The sequence below is a fragment of the Mycobacteriales bacterium genome, assembly GCA_036497565.1.
In the GTDB taxonomy this organism is placed as follows: Bacteria; Actinomycetota; Actinomycetes; order Mycobacteriales; family QHCD01; genus DASXJE01.
In genome coordinates, this window is record DASXJE010000017.1 from 1 (window position 1) to 14587 (window position 14587).

The 14587-nt window shown below is 70.4% G+C and carries 13 protein-coding genes and 1 tRNA gene; 2 read left to right on the forward strand and 12 right to left on the reverse strand.

Features of this window, described 5'->3' with window-relative positions; translation table 11 throughout:
• The 9 genes from VGH85_01205 to VGH85_01245 form a co-directional block, all read right to left on the reverse strand.
• Nucleotides 1-884, reverse strand: an 884-nt coding sequence (locus VGH85_01205) for a GTP-binding protein (protein ID HEY2172407.1), incomplete at its 3' end; no start/stop codon positions are given.
• 2 nt (nucleotides 885-886) lie between these two features.
• On the reverse strand, nucleotides 887-1807 hold the full coding sequence (gene cysD, locus VGH85_01210; GenBank protein ID HEY2172408.1) for a sulfate adenylyltransferase subunit CysD: 921 nt from the start codon (nucleotides 1805-1807) through the stop codon (nucleotides 887-889).
• A gap of 15 nt (nucleotides 1808-1822) precedes the next feature.
• On the reverse strand, nucleotides 1823-2572 hold the full coding sequence (locus VGH85_01215) for a 3'(2'),5'-bisphosphate nucleotidase CysQ (GenBank protein HEY2172409.1): 750 nt from the start codon (nucleotides 2570-2572) through the stop codon (nucleotides 1823-1825).
• Nucleotides 2573-4060, reverse strand: a complete 1488-nt coding sequence (locus tag VGH85_01220; protein ID HEY2172410.1) for a sugar transferase — start codon at nucleotides 4058-4060, stop codon at nucleotides 2573-2575.
• Between the two features lie 516 nt (nucleotides 4061-4576).
• Nucleotides 4577-5161: an aminoacyl-tRNA hydrolase gene (pth, locus tag VGH85_01225; GenBank protein ID HEY2172411.1), complete on the reverse strand. Its 585-nt coding sequence runs from the start codon at nucleotides 5159-5161 to the stop codon at nucleotides 4577-4579.
• A gap of 21 nt (nucleotides 5162-5182) precedes the next feature.
• Entirely contained in the window at nucleotides 5183-5866 is a 684-nt protein-coding gene (locus tag VGH85_01230; protein HEY2172412.1) for a 50S ribosomal protein L25/general stress protein Ctc, read from the reverse strand.
• Between the two features lie 168 nt (nucleotides 5867-6034).
• Nucleotides 6035-7018 (reverse strand): ribose-phosphate diphosphokinase, encoded by a 984-nt coding sequence (locus tag VGH85_01235; GenBank protein HEY2172413.1) that lies wholly within the window; start codon nucleotides 7016-7018, stop codon nucleotides 6035-6037.
• A complete protein-coding gene (glmU, locus tag VGH85_01240) occupies nucleotides 7015-8535 on the reverse strand; it encodes a bifunctional UDP-N-acetylglucosamine diphosphorylase/glucosamine-1-phosphate N-acetyltransferase GlmU (protein ID HEY2172414.1) in 1521 nt (506 codons plus the stop codon). The genes VGH85_01235 and glmU overlap by 4 nt, the downstream gene beginning before the upstream one ends.
• 89 nt (nucleotides 8536-8624) lie before the next feature.
• Nucleotides 8625-8697: transfer RNA gene (locus VGH85_01245), tRNA-Gln, on the reverse strand.
• A 502-nt stretch (nucleotides 8698-9199) separates the two neighbouring features.
• Here VGH85_01245 and VGH85_01250 point away from each other — a divergent pair.
• Entirely contained in the window at nucleotides 9200-10282 is a 1083-nt protein-coding gene (locus VGH85_01250) for an acyl-CoA desaturase (GenBank protein HEY2172415.1), read from the forward strand.
• Between the two features lie 52 nt (nucleotides 10283-10334).
• Nucleotides 10335-10967, forward strand: coding sequence for a TetR/AcrR family transcriptional regulator (locus VGH85_01255; protein ID HEY2172416.1), 633 nt, complete (start codon nucleotides 10335-10337; stop codon nucleotides 10965-10967).
• A 6-nt stretch (nucleotides 10968-10973) separates the two neighbouring features.
• Here the strand turns inward: VGH85_01255 and VGH85_01260 are convergent, their stop codons facing one another.
• The 3 genes from VGH85_01260 to rsmA are packed head-to-tail and all read right to left on the reverse strand — an operon-like array spanning nucleotide 10974 to nucleotide 14571.
• Nucleotides 10974-12728, reverse strand: a complete 1755-nt coding sequence (locus VGH85_01260; protein ID HEY2172417.1) for an ABC-F family ATP-binding cassette domain-containing protein — start codon at nucleotides 12726-12728, stop codon at nucleotides 10974-10976.
• A gap of 3 nt (nucleotides 12729-12731) precedes the next feature.
• Complete coding sequence (locus VGH85_01265) at nucleotides 12732-13661, reverse strand: 4-(cytidine 5'-diphospho)-2-C-methyl-D-erythritol kinase (protein HEY2172418.1); 930 nt, start codon at nucleotides 13659-13661, stop codon at nucleotides 12732-12734.
• A gap of 55 nt (nucleotides 13662-13716) precedes the next feature.
• The gene (gene rsmA / locus VGH85_01270) at nucleotides 13717-14571 is read right to left on the reverse strand and encodes a 16S rRNA (adenine(1518)-N(6)/adenine(1519)-N(6))-dimethyltransferase RsmA (protein HEY2172419.1); all 855 of its coding nucleotides are present in this window, start codon (nucleotides 14569-14571) and stop codon (nucleotides 13717-13719) included.
• Nucleotides 14572-14587: the final 16 nt, after the last annotated feature.

Consider the following 14587-nt stretch of genomic DNA (forward strand, 5'->3'; position numbering starts at 1 on the left):
ATGTCGAGGTCGTCCTCGAGCCGCAGGGTGACCGACATCGGGGCGAAGGCCTGCTCCACCGGACCGTCGGCGGTGTCGATGGCGGCGATCCGCGTCCGTAGGCCGGAGGGCAGCACCATCACCTCGTCACCGGGCTTCAGGACGCCTCCGGCGACCTGCCCGGCGTAACCGCGGTAGTCGTGGAACTCGGCGGACTTGGGCCGGATGACGTACTGGACGGGGAAGCGGACGTCGACGAGGTTGCGGTCGGAGGCGACGTGCACGTTCTCCAGGTGGTGCAGCAGGGACGGGCCGTCGTACCACGGCATGTTCTCCGACCGGCTGACGATGTTGTCGCCCTCGAGTGCGCAGATCGGGATCACCGTGAGGTCGCCGACGTCGAGCTTGGCGGCGAAGGCCGTGAACTCCTGGCGGACCTTCTCGAAGACGTTCATGTCGTAGTCGACGAGGTCCATCTTGTTGACGCACAGCACGAGGTGCGGCACGCGCAAAAGCGTGGTGAGGAATGCGTGCCGCCGGCTCTGCTCGAGCAGGCCCTTGCGTGCATCCACCAGGATGATCGCGAGGTCGGCCGTCGACGCACCGGTGACCATGTTGCGGGTGTACTGGATGTGGCCAGGGGTGTCGGCGATGATGAACTTGCGTCGTGGGGTGGCGAAGTATCGGTAGGCGACGTCGATCGTGATGCCCTGCTCACGTTCGGCCCGCAGGCCGTCGGTGAGCAGCGCGAGGTCGGTGTATTCGTCGCCGCGGTCGCGACTGGTGCGTTCCACCGAGACCAGTTGATCCTCGAAGATCGCCTTCGAGTCGTAGAGGAGCCGCCCAATGAGCGTGCTCTTGCCGTCGTCGACGGATCCCGCCGTGGCGAACCGGAGCATGTCCATGGTCAGAAGTATCCTTCTTTCTTACGGTCTTCCATCGCGGCTTCGCTCGTGCGGTCGTCGGCGCGGGTCGCGCCTCGTTCGGTGATCCGGGTGGCGGCAATCTCCGCGATGATCGCATCGACCGTGCCGGCGTCGGACTCGACGGCGCCCGTACAGGTCATGTCCCCCACTGTTCGGTAGCGGACGGTCGTTTCGTAGCGGACCTCGTCGTCCTCCGCCGGGAGGTACGGGTTGTCGGAGAGCAGCATGCCGTCGCGCTCGAAGACGGTGCGCTTGTGGGCGAAGTAGATGGAGGGGATGTCGAGGCCCTCCTTGGCGATGTAGTCCCAGACGTCGAGCTCGGTCCAGTTGGAGAGCGGGAAGACCCGGATGCTCTCCCCTGCATGGACCCGGGTGTTGTAGAGGTTCCACAGCTCCGGCCGCTGGTTCTTCGGATCCCACTGACCGAACTCGTCGCGGAAGGAGAACATCCGCTCCTTGGCCCGGGCCTTCTCCTCGTCGCGTCGGGCCCCGCCGAAGAGCGCGTCGAAGCGGTGCTTTTCCGCCGCGTCGAGCAGCGCCGTCGTCTGGAGCCGGTTGCGGCTGGCCCGCCGGCCGGTTCCTTCGACGACCCGTCCCGAGTCGATCGCCTCCTGCACCGACGCCACCACGAGCCGTACGCCGAGCTGCGCGACCCGCCGGTCCCGGAACTCGATGGTCTCGGGGAAGTTGTGGCCGGTGTCGACGTGCATCACCGGGAACGGGATGGGCGCCGGCGCGAACGCCTTCTCCGCCAGGCGCAGCATCACGATCGAGTCCTTGCCGCCCGAGAAGAGCAGCACAGGCCGCTCGAATTCGGCTGCGACCTCGCGGAACACGTGGATCGACTCGGATTCGAGGGTGTCGACCTGGGAGAGGCGGTAGTCGGTCGCGGTCTCCGTCATACGGTCATTCTCTCCTCATCGGGCGGCCAGCGCGGCCGCTATGGCATCTAGCAGCTCCGAGGCCAACTCGGCTCGGCAGACCACGAGGTCGGGAAGAAGCGGATCGGGAAGATTGTAGGCGAGCGCGGTGCCGTCGATTCGCGAGGCATACAGCCCCGCGGCATGAGCCACGGCGACCGGTGCGGCCGAGTCCCATTCGTACTGTCCGCCGGCGTGCAGATAGGCGTCGACCTCGCCGGATACCACGGCGGCGACCTTGGCGCCGGCCGATCCCATCGGCACCAGTTCGGCTCCACGCGCCGCCGCCACGGACTCGGCGACGGCCGGGGCGCGGGTGCGGCTCACCGCTATCCGCATCGGTCGATCGGGGCGCGGGGGCACCACCGGCGGCGTATCGGTGGCGAACGTCACTCCCTGCGCGGGCAGGGCCACGGCCCCGGCCGCGAGATCGCCGCCGGCCCATAGCGCGACGTGCACCGCCCAGTCGACCCGCCCGGCCTCACCGAACTCGCGGGTCCCGTCCAGCGGGTCGATGATCCACACCCGCGACGCGGACAGCCGGCGGGCGTCGTCCGCGGCCTCCTCGGACAGGACGGCGTCATCAGGACGGGCGTCGCCCAGTTGCCGGGCCAGGAGCTCGTGCGACTGCCTGTCACCCGCCGAGCCGAGGGCCCGGCCGTCCCCGAACCCGATCCGGTCCCGTACGGAGAGCAGGAGGTTCCCGGCCTCGTCGGCAAGCCGACGGGCCAGGAGGGAGTCGCTCATTCAGTAGGCTCCAGAAGATTTGACGACGGCGAAAGCGGTCCGCCACAGGATCAGCAGATCCATGGCCAATGACCAGTTCTCGACGTAACGCAGGTCGAGCCGTACCGACTCGTCCCACGACAGATCTGACCGGCCGCTGACCTGCCACAGCCCGGTGAGCCCGGGCTTGACGACGAGCCTGCGATGGACGTCATCAGCGTACTGGTCGACCTCGGAACGCAGCGGCGGTCGGGGACCGACGAGCGACATCTGGCCGCGCACGATGTTCAACAGCTGGGGCAGCTCGTCCAGTGAGTAGCGCCGCAGATGCTTGCCCAGCCGGGTGACGCGGGGGTCGTCGCGGATCTTGAACAGGACGCCGTCGTGCTCGTTGAGTCGACGCAGCTCGGCCAGCCGCGCCTCGGCGTCGGCGTACATCGACCGGAACTTGTAGACCCCGAACGTCGTGCCGTCCTTACCCACCCGCGCCTGCCGGAACAGGGCCGGGCCGGGGCTGGTGAAGCGGATGGCGAGTCCGATCGCGAGCAGCAGCGGGGAGAGCAGGATCAGCGCGGTGCCGGCGACCAGGCGGTCGAAGAGCTCCTTGACCAACCGGCGTCCACCGGAGAGCTTCGGGTGTTCGACGTGCAGTAGCGGGAGGCCGTCGACCGGCCGGATCGTCGTCCGCGGGCCGGCCACGTCCATCAGGGCGGGGGCCACGAGCAGGTCGACCTGGGTCTTCTCCAGCTGCCAGGCGAGCCGGCGCAGCGCCTCGGCGTCGAACTCGGGACAGGCGAGCACCGCCACCATGTCCGCGCCGGCCCGATCGACCGCATCGGCCACGTCGAGGAAGGTGCCATAGACGTCGATACCGACGTCGTCGATCCGGTCGTGGTAGGGACGGTGCGGCGGCAGGCACGCCCCGACGACCTGCATGCCGTGGTAGTGCTGGCGATTGAGCTGCCGGGTCATTCCGGCGATCGCGCGCTCGTACCCCACCAGCATCACCTTGCTCATGAACCGCTGCTGGGTGTGGCGGTTGTGGTGCACCCATTTGCGGGCGGCGTAACGGACAGCGAGATCGGCGACCGTCGCCGCGGGCAGGGCGACGAGGACGTAGCCGCGGGCGAGGTCGATGTGGAAGGCGTAGGAGACGACGGCCACCAACGAGGTCAACGCAAGTCCCGCGAGCAGAACCCGGTGGTATTCGTCGGATCCGACGAAGAGGAATCTGGCTTCGTACGCCCGCGCCAGACCGACGGCGGCAACCCACGCGATCGGAAGAAGCACGCTCATCAGCAGGTAGGACTGCGTCGAGTCGTCGACCGTCCCGAAACGCACGGCGAACGCGACTCCGCCGGCGACCAGCGCGACGACGGCGTCCAGCGCGACGAGCATCTGACGGTAACGCCGCTGCCATCGGCGCTCGGTGCCACGTTGCTGCGATTGTCGCCCCGACGGCGCCTCGAGCTCGAGCTCCTGTACACCATCGACGTCTAGCGCAGTCACGCGAAGTCCCCCCACCTCACCAGCAAGACCTGTGTGCCCTCTGTGTGGCTACCCGATCAGGTCCGCGGAAACATCGGCCAAACTCTATGGCTTCCCGCAGATCGGCTGCGGCCGTTTCCGGAATTGCCGGTCGATTCTCAAGTTTCACAGCCCATCGACGACGAACCGCAGTCATACCACTACTGTGTGTTTTTTACTACGCGAAGGACTACGTTACGCCGCGATTCACTCGCGAGGTACGGGTCGCGCCCGGATGGGGAGGAATAACGCTATACGCGTTATGAGCCCAATTCGAAGCGGGCTTTCGCTCTCCCTGTCACCGCGCCCCCCGCGGATCCCCCATCGACCAGGTGCGAACCGAAAGCCCCGCCCCGAATGGTGGCAACGGTGCTGTCACGCTCATTCCGTCACGCTCTGTGCACCAAGGAATCTACGGACGTCACTCGTCTGGCGCAACAACCTCGGGAGAAGTTCACCCAGTGTGGTGACGGCGGGGCCACCTCGGTGGCGGTCCGACTAGGGGTTGATCCTCTCCTGGGCGATATCGGTGCCATGGAGCAGCACCGCTTCCACCGCGTCGGCGGCCTGTTCCACATGCAGGTCGAGGTCGCGGCGCTCGGCGACCGAGAAGTCCCGCAGCACATAGTCGGCCGGGTCCTGTCTCCCGGGCGGCCGCCCGATCCCGAACCGGACCCTGGTGTAGTCCGGGCCCCCGAGCGAACGGGTGAGCGACCGGAGTCCGTTGTGTCCGTTGCTGCCGCCGCCCTGCTTGACCCGGATCGCGCCGTAGGGCAGGTCGAGCTCGTCATGGACCACCACGACCTGCTCGAGCGGAACCGAGAAGAACGTCCGGACACCGGCCACCGGGCCACCGGACTCGTTCATCGCGGCCTGCGGCTTGATCAAGACCGCCCGGACCCCGCCCAGGCGGCCGTCGAGCACCTCGGCCCGGCCGGGCGAACGATGCGCCTTCTGGGTGCGGAACCGGCCACCGATCCGCTCGGCCAGCCGGTCGGCGACCAGGTAGCCGGCGTTGTGCCGGTTACCGGCGTAGGGCCGACCCGGATTGCCGAGGCCGACGACGAGGAAGACCTCGGACATCGGGTGCGGTGGCGAAGGGACTCAGGACTCGTCCGACGCGGCGTCGCCGCCCGCGGCCTCGTCGGCCCCCGCCTCGGCAGCCTCGGCGGGCTCCTCCTCGGTCGCCTGCTCGCGCTCGACACCGGCCTCGGCCTCGGCCTCGGTGAGCTCGGCCTCCAGCGCCTCGGCGGTCGGCTGGGCGAGGATCGAAACGACGACGTGCTCGGCGTCGGTGACCAGGGTCGACCCGCTCGGGAGCGGGACGTCGCCGGCCGAGATGTGGTCGCCGACGTCGAGACCATCGATGTTGATCTCGAGGCCGGTGGGGATGTGGGTCGCCTCGGCCTCGACGGTCAGCGTGGTCAACTCGTGGTTGACCATGGTGTCCGGGGCCGCCTCTCCGTGGACGGCGACGCCGATCTCGACGGTGACCTTCTCGCCGCGACGGACGGTCAGCAGGTCGATGTGCTCGAGGAAGCCCTTGATCGGGTCGCGCTGCACGGCCTTCGGGATGGCGAGGTGGTCGCCGTCGTCGGTCACGATCGTCAGCAGGGCGTTGGGGTTCTTCAGCGCGAGCATCAGGTCGTGCCCGGGCATCGACAGATGCACCGGCGGCTCGCCGTGACCGTAGAGCACGGCCGGCACCAGGTTGGCGCGGCGGATCCGGCGCGCGGCACCCTTACCGAACTCGGAACGCTTTTCGGCGGGAATGCGAAGCTCAGGCACGGCGGGCTCTCCTCGTACGGCGGTGGGCGGTCTTGTCGGCGCGCCCGCGAAGAATTCCGCACTACCGCCGTCGATCACGGAGCCGTCGTGGACTCCCTCGCCGGGCAACCGATCAAGAGTACCCGGCGCCGCTCTTGGACGGGGCGCGGGTGCAGGGCAGGACGACCGTCAGCCGGCGGCGCCGTCGAACAGGCTGGTGACCGAGCCGTCCTCGAAGACCTCACGGATCGCGCGGGCGATCATCGGGGCGATCGACAGCACCGTCAGCTTGTCGATGCAGCGCTCCGGTGGGATCGGCAGGGTGTTGGTGATCACCACTTCGCTGATCCGGCTGTTCTTGAGGCGGTCGACCGCCGGCCCGGAGAGCACCCCGTGCGTGGATGCGGCGATCACGTCGGCGGCACCGGCGTCGAGCAGGGCGTCGGCCGCGGCGGTCGTGGTGCCGCCGGTGTCGATCATGTCGTCGACGATGATGCAGGTGCGGCCGGCGACTTCGCCGACCACCCGGTTGGCCTTCACCTCGTTGGGCACCAGCGGGTTGCGCGTCTTGTGGATGAAGGCCAGCGGGCAGCCGCCGAGCCGGTCGGTCCACCGCTCGGCGACCCGCACCCGTCCGGAGTCCGGAGCGACCACGGACAGGTCGACGCCGGCGTAGCGCCGCTGGATGTGGTCGGCGAGCAGCGGCAGCGCGAACAGGTGATCGACCGGGCCGTCGAAGAAGCCCTGGATCTGCGAGGTGTGCAGGTCGACGGTGAGGATCCGGTCGGCTCCGGCCGTCTTGTAGAGATCGGCGACCATCCGCGCGGAGATCGGCTCACGCCCGCGGTGCTTCTTGTCCTGTCGCGAGTAGGGGTAGAAGGGGACCACCACCGTGATCCGCTTGGCCGACCCGCGTTTGAGCGCGTCCACCATCACCAGCGACTCGACCAGCCACTGGTTGATCGGCGTCGTCATGCTCTGGACCACGAAGGCGTCGCAGCCGCGGACCGACTCCTCGAAGCGGACGTAGATCTCGCCGTTGGCGAAGTCGTACGCCGACGCCGGCGTGCAGGTGATACCGAGCTCACTGCCGATCTCGTCCGCCAGCTCGGGGAAGGCGCGACCGGAGAAGAGCATGAGGCTCTTGCGGCTCTGGCTCTGGATGCTGCTCATCGATCCGCCCCATCATCGGTGGAACTGCCGTCGGTGTCCGGCCGCTCCTGCTCATTGTCCCCCGTTTCGGCCCCGGCCTGGCGCGCCGCCTCGGCCGGTGGGGTGTCCGGGCGTTTGCGCTCGGTCCACCCGCTGATCGTGCGTTGCGGGCCGGCGGAAACCGCGAGCGCGCCCGGCGGGACGTCCTCGCGGATCACGGCGCCGGCCCCGGTGTAGGCGCCCGCGCCGATCCGGACCGGCGCGACGAACGTGTTGTCCGCCCCGGTCCGGGCCTGGTCGCCGACCTCCGAGCGCCGCTTGGTGACGCCGTCGTAGTTGACGAAGACCGATGAGGCGCCGATGTTGACGCCGCGGCCGATGGTGGCGTCGCCGACGTAGGTCAGGTGGGGCACCTTGCTGCCCTCGCCGACGTCGGCGTTCTTGATCTCGACGTAGGTGCCCACGTGGACGCCGCCGGCCAGTCGCGCTCCGGGGCGGAGGTAGGCGAACGGGCCGACCGTGGCGAGCTCCCCGATCTCCGCCCGGTCGCTGTGGGTGCGCACGACCGACGCGCCGGCCCCGACGATGGTGTCGCGCAGGGTGCAGTCGGGGCCGATCTCGGCGCCCTCCGCCACCTGGGTGGCACCGTGCAGCTGGACACCCGGGTGCAGCACCACGTCGCGGCTCAGCACGACGTCCACGTCGACCCAGGTGCTCGCCGGGTCGATCACGGTGACCCCGGCGCGCATCCAGGCCACGAGGGTCCGGTCGCGCAGTTCCCGTCCCGCGTCCGCGAGCTGGACCCGGTCGTTCACGCCGGCTGTCTCCGCCGCGTCGGCGAGCACCCCGGCGACACGGCGACCCTCGGCCAGCAGCGCGGGGATCACGTCCGGGAGGTACTCCTCACCCTGGGCGTTGTCGCTCGACAGCCCTGCCAGTGCGGCGCGCAGCGGCGCGGCCTCGAACGCCCAGACGCTGGTGTTGATCTCGTCGACGGCGAGCTCGGCCTCGGTCGCGTCGCGGTGCTCGACCACGCGTCGTACGGCGCCGGTGTCGTCGCGCAGCACCCGGCCGTAGCCGGTCGGGTCGGGCACCCGCGCGGTCAGCATCGTCGCGGCGGCGCCGGCCTGCTGGTGACCTTCGACCAGGCGGCGCAGCGTGTCGGTCGTGAGCAGGGGGGTGTCACCCGGCAGCACCACCACGGTGCCGTCGATGTCGCCCAGCTCCTCGAGGGCGAGCCGCACCGCGTGCCCCGTACCCCGTTGTTCGTCCTGGACGACCGGCACGGCACCCGAACCGGTCAATGCTTCGGTGACGTCGTCGCGTCGGTGACCGACCACGACCGCGAGGTGCTCGGCGGACAGCGGCGCGGCGGCGGCCAGCAGGTGGGCCAGCAGACTGCGGCCCCCGACGGTGTGCAGCACCTTGGGGACCGACGATTTCATCCGGGTCCCCTCGCCTGCCGCGAGGACGACGACCGCGGCAACGCGGGCGTCGGACACCAGCACTCCCCCTCGTCGACGGTCGGGACGTCTCATGTTACCGACAGACCAATACCAGGTGACGACGGTTGCGCCGAGTCCTCCGACGGGTGTGGCGCACCCGTCGTACCGGTGCCTGGATGTCGCTGGGGGACTCGGACTCGAACCGAGATTGCACGGCTCCAAAGGCCGGCGGGCTGCCGATTACCCCACCCCCCATCGGGGCGTGCTGCTCAGCGCTCAGCCTAAGCGACCGAAACGGCGCGTTCCCACGCGCACTCGCCGCTCCGCTCGCCGCTCCCCCGACCCGCTGACCAAAACGCACTCCGAGTGCGTTTTGGGGGCGCCGTACGGCGTGTCGCGGACCACAACGCACTCCGAGTGCGTTTTGGTCATGCAGCCGCGTCGGGGTTCACGCCGCCCGCCCTCGCGCCCCGCGTGGACAAAACCCACTACTAGTGGGTTGTGGTCCACGACACGCCGCTGGCGCCGTACAAAACCCACTAGTAGTGGGTTTTGTCCAGCAGGGGGTCCGGTCCGCGGCGCGCGTTGTTTGTCGGGTGGCGCGGTCGGGTAGCGATTACCGGGACGGGTGGAACGGGCAACGCACTTCAGGGCCCGTCCGATCTGCGGAAGAAACCGACCGTGGCGACTTGCCAAACCTACGCTTCCGTAGGTTACGGTGGCGTAGCGTCGTGACCTCAAGGCTAGGGAGATGCCGATGACCCGAGCGCAGCCCTCTGCTTTGGACTCTGCGGCCGACGTCCTCGTCACCACCCCGAAGGCAGCACAGTTCGACGGTATGGATGAGGGCTCGTCGCCGGGCACCCTTCGCACCCGGGCGAAGCAGCGATCGGGACCCAAGCCGGTCGTCACCGGTCGCCGTGGCTCGGCCGAGCAAGCGGCGCTGTACTTCTTCGTCGGTGCGCCGTTCGTGGCCCTCGTCGCCGCCATCCCCGTGCTCTGGGGCTGGGGGCTGACCTGGCCGGACCTGGTGATCTTCCTGGCGTTCTACGTCGTGTCCGGGTTCGGCATCACGATGGGCTACCACCGGCTGTTCACCCACACCTCCTTCAAGGCGAACCGGGGCCTGACGATCGCGCTCGCCGCCGGCGGCAGCCTCGCGGTCCAGGGTGAGTTGATCCGCTGGGTCGCCGACCACCGCCGCCATCACGCCTACTCCGACAAAGAGGGCGACCCGCACTCGCCGTGGCGCTACGGGCCCACCACCGGCGCGCTGCTCAAGGGCCTCTACCACGCGCACACCGGATGGCTGTTCGACCGCGAGCGCACCAACAAGGAGCGCTTCGTTCCGGACCTGATGCGCAACCGGGATCTGGCCCGCATCAACAAGCTCTTCCCGCTCTTCCTCGTATTCAGCCTGTTCGGGCCGGCGCTCATCGGCGGGCTCTGGACGATGTCGTGGGCCGGCGCGCTGACGGCATTCTTCTGGGCGGGACTGGTCCGGATCAGCGTGCTGCACCACGTCACGTGGTCGATCAACTCGATCTGCCACACGATCGGCGAACGGCCGTTCGCCTCGCGCGACAAGTCGTCGAACTTCTGGCCGCTGGCGATCCTGTCCCTGGGCGAGTCGTGGCACAACTCCCACCACGCCGACCCGACGGCGGCCCGCCACGGACTGCTCCGCGGCCAGCTCGACGCCACCGCCCGGGTGATCTGGTTCACCGAGAAGCTCGGCTGGGCGACCGACGTCCGCTGGCCGTCGAAGGAACGGATCGCCGGCAAGCTCGCCAAGCCGCCCGCACCCGCGACGGAGACGGAAACGGAGCTCGCGGCCTGATCCCGCAACCCCGTCGTACGCCGGACGGACCGGGCGGGAGGACGGGAGAACGATGAGCGAACCCAGGCGGGTCCGGGTCCGGATGACCGGCAAGGAACGCCGCCAGCAGCTCCTCGACGTCGGCCGTACCCTCTTCGCCGAACGCGGTTTCGAAGCCACCTCCATCGAGGAGGTCGCCGCCCGCGCGGGCGTGAGCAAGCCCGTGGTCTACGAACACTTCGGCGGCAAGGAAGGGCTCTACGCGGTCGTCGTGGACCGCGAGATGGGCCGGCTGCTCGACCGGTTCACCGAGTCGCTGTCCGCCGGTCCGCCGCGGGAGCTGCTGGAACAGGCGGCCCTGACCCTGCTCGGCTACATCGAGGAGGAGACCGACGGTTTCCGGATCCTCGTCCGCGATTCACCGGTCGCCAGCAGCACCGGGACCTTCTCCAGCCTGATCAGCGACATCGCGAGCCAGGTGGAATACATTCTCGCCCGCGAGTTCAAGTCACGCGGTTTCGACCCGAAGCTCGCCGGTCTCTACTCGCAGGCGCTCGTCGGCAGCGTCGCGTTGACCGGCCAGTGGTGGCTCGAAGCGCGCTCACCGAAGAAGGACCAGGTGGCGGCCCACCTGGTCAACCTGGCCTGGAACGGGCTGTCCCACCTGGAGCAGAAGCCACGCCTGCGGGTCCGAACGGGTCGCTGAGCCCGGCTAGCCGGCCGAGTCGTCGGAGAGCTCGAGCCACTCCGTCTCGGTCGTGTCGCGTTCGGTGTGGATCTCGCGCAGCTCGGCGTCGAGTTCGGCGACCCGGTCGTAGTCGGTCGCGTGCGCGGCCAGTTCCCGATGTAGCCGGGCCTCCGACCGTTCGAGGGTGGCGAGCCGGCGCTCGAGCCGGGCCAGCTCCTTGCGGGTCCCGCGTGAGTCACCGCGCCGGGTCCGGGTCCCGCCGACGGTGGCCTTCGCGACGGTACGGCGCCGGGCCAGGTAGTCCTCGACGCCGCCGGGCAGGGCCGCCAGCGATCCGTCGCCGAGCAGAGCGACCACGGTGTCGCAGACCCGCTCGACCAGATATCTGTCGTGACTCACGACGACGACCGAGCCGGGCCACGAGTCGAGCAGGTCCTCGAGCGCGGTCAGCGTGTCGATGTCGAGATCGTTGGTGGGCTCGTCGAGAAGCAGCACGTTGGGTCCGGCCATCAGCAGCCGGAGCAGCTGCAGCCGCCGCCGTTCACCGCCCGAGAGGTCGGCGACCGGGGTCCACTGCCGGTCCGCACCGAAGCCGAACCGCTCGGCCAGCTGCGAGGCGGACAGCTCGACCCCGGCCACCGTCACCGAGCGGGCCACCTCCTCCACCGCTTCCAGCAGGCGCAGCCTGGCGGGCAGCTCGGCGACCTCCTGGGAGAGGTACGCCGGATGCACCGTCTTGCCGACCACGACCCGGCCGGACTGCGGCGCGAGGTCTCCGGTGAGCAACCGCAGGAGTGTCGTCTTGCCGGACCCGTTGACCCCGACCACGCCGATCCGGTCACCGGGTCCGACCTGCCATGACACGTCGTCGAGCAGCACCCGGTCGCCGAGCCGGACCGTCACGTCCTCGAGGTCGTAGACCGTGCGGCCGAGCCGCCGCGTCGCGAAGGTCTGCAGCGCCACGGCGTCGCGGGCCGGCGGCTCGTCGGCGATCAGTTCCTGCGCGGCGGCGATCCGGAACCGCGGCTTGCTGGTCCGCGCCGGCGGCCCGCGACGCAGCCAGGCCAGTTCCTTGCGCAGCAGATTGGATCGCCGGGCCTCCGACGCCGCCTCCTGCCGGTCCCGCTCGGCGCGGGCGAGCACGTATGCCGCGTAGCCGCCGTCGTACGGGTGGACGGCGCCATCGGCGACCTCCCACGTGGCGGTGCACACCTCGTCCAGGAACCAGCGGTCGTGCGTGACGACGAGCAGCGCGCCGGGCCGGGACTTCAGGTGCCCGGCGAGCCACGACACGCCTTCCACGTCGAGGTGGTTGGTCGGCTCATCGAGCACGAGCAGGTCGCTGTCGTGCACCAGCCGGGCGGCCAGGGCGACCCGGCGCCGCTCACCACCCGACATCGCCGATACGTCCGAGTCGAGGCCCAGGCCGGGCAGCCCCAGCCCGTCGAGCACCGCACGGACGCCCGCGTCGCCGGCCCACTCGTGCTCGGCGGCGAACGCGTCGGCGTGCAGCACGACCTCGCGCACCGTGCCGCTCTCCGGCAGGGCCGGGCCCTGCGGCAGTACGCCGAGCCGCAGGCCACGGGCGTGGGTCACCCGGCCGCGGTCCGGCGACTCGCGTCGGGTGATCACCTCGAGCAGGGTGGTCTTGCCGCCACCGTTGCGGCCGACGACTCCGATCCGCTCGCCCGTCGCGACGCCGAGGGAGACGTCGGTGAGCACCGGCGCTGCACCGAACGCCTTGCCGACCGATTCGAGATTGACCAGGTTGGCCGGCACCGGCTAGCCGCCCTCGCCGACCAGCCGGGCACCGGAGACCGGGCCGTGCGCGGTCCGCACGGTGCGGCACACCCCGGTCCCGGACAGGGCCGCGGCCAGCCGGATCGCCGCATCCGCCGACCGCACCAGGAAGGCGCAGGTCGGCCCGGACCCACAGACGACCCCGCCGAGCGCGCCGAGCTCATCGCCGGCCCGCAGCGTACGAGCCAGCGAAGGCCGCAGCGAGCGGGCCGCGGCCGCCATGTCGTTGGCCAGCAGCTGCCCGAGGCGGGCCGGGTCGCGGGTGCGCAGCGCGTTGATGAGTCCGTCCGGTGCGCCGATCCGTTCGGCGTTCCGCTTCTCGCGGAGCCGATCGAGCTCGGCGTAGACCGCGGGGGTGGACAGGCCGCCGTCGGCGATCCCGAGCACCCAGTGCCAGCGACCGGCGGCCAATACCGGGGTCAGCTGGTCACCCCGGCCGGTGCCCAGGGCGGTCCCGCCGGTCAGGGCGAACGCGACATCGCTGCCCAGCTCCGCGGCGAGCTCGAGCAGCTCCGCGCGGGCCAGCCCGGTCCCCCAGAGCGCGTCGCAGGCGACGAGGGTCGCCGCCGCGTCGGCGCTCCCCCCGGCCAGCCCGCCGGCGACCGGGATCCCCTTCGACAGCTCGAGACGCACGGCCGGATCGACGCCGGTACGCCGGGCCAGCAGCGCGGCCGCCCTCCACGCGAGGTTGTCCGCGTCGTCGGGCAGCTCGGCGGCGCCCTCGCCGTGCACGGTCAGGGTGAGGTCGTGGGCCGGGGTCGCGGTCACCTCGTCGTAGAGCGAGATGGCGTGGAAGACGGTGACCAGGTCGTGGTAGCCGTCGGGCCGCGGCTCGCCCACGGCGAGGTGGAGATTGACCTTGGCGGGGACCCGGACGGTGACCGGCTCGGGCACACCGACCAGACGCGTCACGATCTGCGAGTCCTCCTTGCACGGATACCGGTCGGCTGAGCGCCTGCGCCCGATGCTAGCTCCCGGACGGGGGCGGCCCTACGGCGGCAATGCGGGCGAAGGCCGCGATGTCGAGCGCTTCGCCGCGCAGACCCGGATCGATCCCGGCGCTGTGTAGCGCCGCCTCGGCGCGGGCGGGCGACCCGGCCCAACCGGCCAGGGCCGAGCGAAGGGTCTTGCGCCGCTGGGCGAACGCCGCGTCGATCACCGCGAACGTCGCCACCCGGTCCGCATCGGCGGGCGGATCACGGCGGAGGAAGGACACCAGGCCGGAGTCGACGTTGGGGGCGGGCCAGAAGACGGTGCGCGGCACCGCTCCGGCGCGGGCGACCTCGGCGTACCAAGCCGTCTTTGCCGACGGCACGCCGTAGGTGCGCGATCCCGGCGACGCTGCGAGCCGTGCGGCGACCTCGGCCTGCACCATCACCAGGCCCCGGCGCAGTGACGGCATCAGTTCCAGCAGATGCAGCAGCACCGGTACGGCGACGTTGTAGGGCAGGTTGGCGACCAGCGCCGTCGGCTCGTCCGGCACGGACTGCAGCGTCAACGCATCGGCGGTGATCACGGTGAGCCGGTCGCCGTACGCCGGAAGCCGTTCGTCCACAGTGGACTGCAGCGCGCCGGCGAGGACCGGGTCGATCTCCACACCGATCACCGCTGCGGCGGCGGGCAGCAGCCCCAGCGTGAGCGATCCGAGACCCGGACCGATCTCGAGGACGACGTCGTCGGGGCGCAGTGCGGCGGTGCGCACGATCCGGCGCACGGTGTTGGCGTCGTGCACGAAGTTCTGGCCCAGCACCTTGGTCGGCGAGCGGCCGAGGCCCGCGGCCAGGCGCCGGACGTCCGTCGGCCCCAGCAACCCGTCATCCACCCGTCTAGGTCTACAG

What these genes read in the sequence shown, in the direction of transcription:
- VGH85_01250 (HEY2172415.1), top strand. Translation starts at nt 9,200, where the DNA reads ATGACCCGAGCGCAGCCCTCTGCTTTGGACTCTGCGGCCGACGTCCTC.
- cysD (HEY2172408.1), bottom strand. Translation starts at nt 1,807, where the DNA reads ATGACGGAGACCGCGACCGACTACCGCCTCTCCCAGGTCGACACCCTC.
- VGH85_01215 (HEY2172409.1), bottom strand. Translation starts at nt 2,572, where the DNA reads ATGAGCGACTCCCTCCTGGCCCGTCGGCTTGCCGACGAGGCCGGGAAC.
- VGH85_01235 (HEY2172413.1), bottom strand. Translation starts at nt 7,018, where the DNA reads ATGAGCAGCATCCAGAGCCAGAGCCGCAAGAGCCTCATGCTCTTCTCC.
- VGH85_01255 (HEY2172416.1), top strand. Translation starts at nt 10,335, where the DNA reads ATGAGCGAACCCAGGCGGGTCCGGGTCCGGATGACCGGCAAGGAACGC.
- glmU (HEY2172414.1), bottom strand. Translation starts at nt 8,535, where the DNA reads ATGAGACGTCCCGACCGTCGACGAGGGGGAGTGCTGGTGTCCGACGCC.
- pth (HEY2172411.1), bottom strand. Translation starts at nt 5,161, where the DNA reads ATGTCCGAGGTCTTCCTCGTCGTCGGCCTCGGCAATCCGGGTCGGCCC.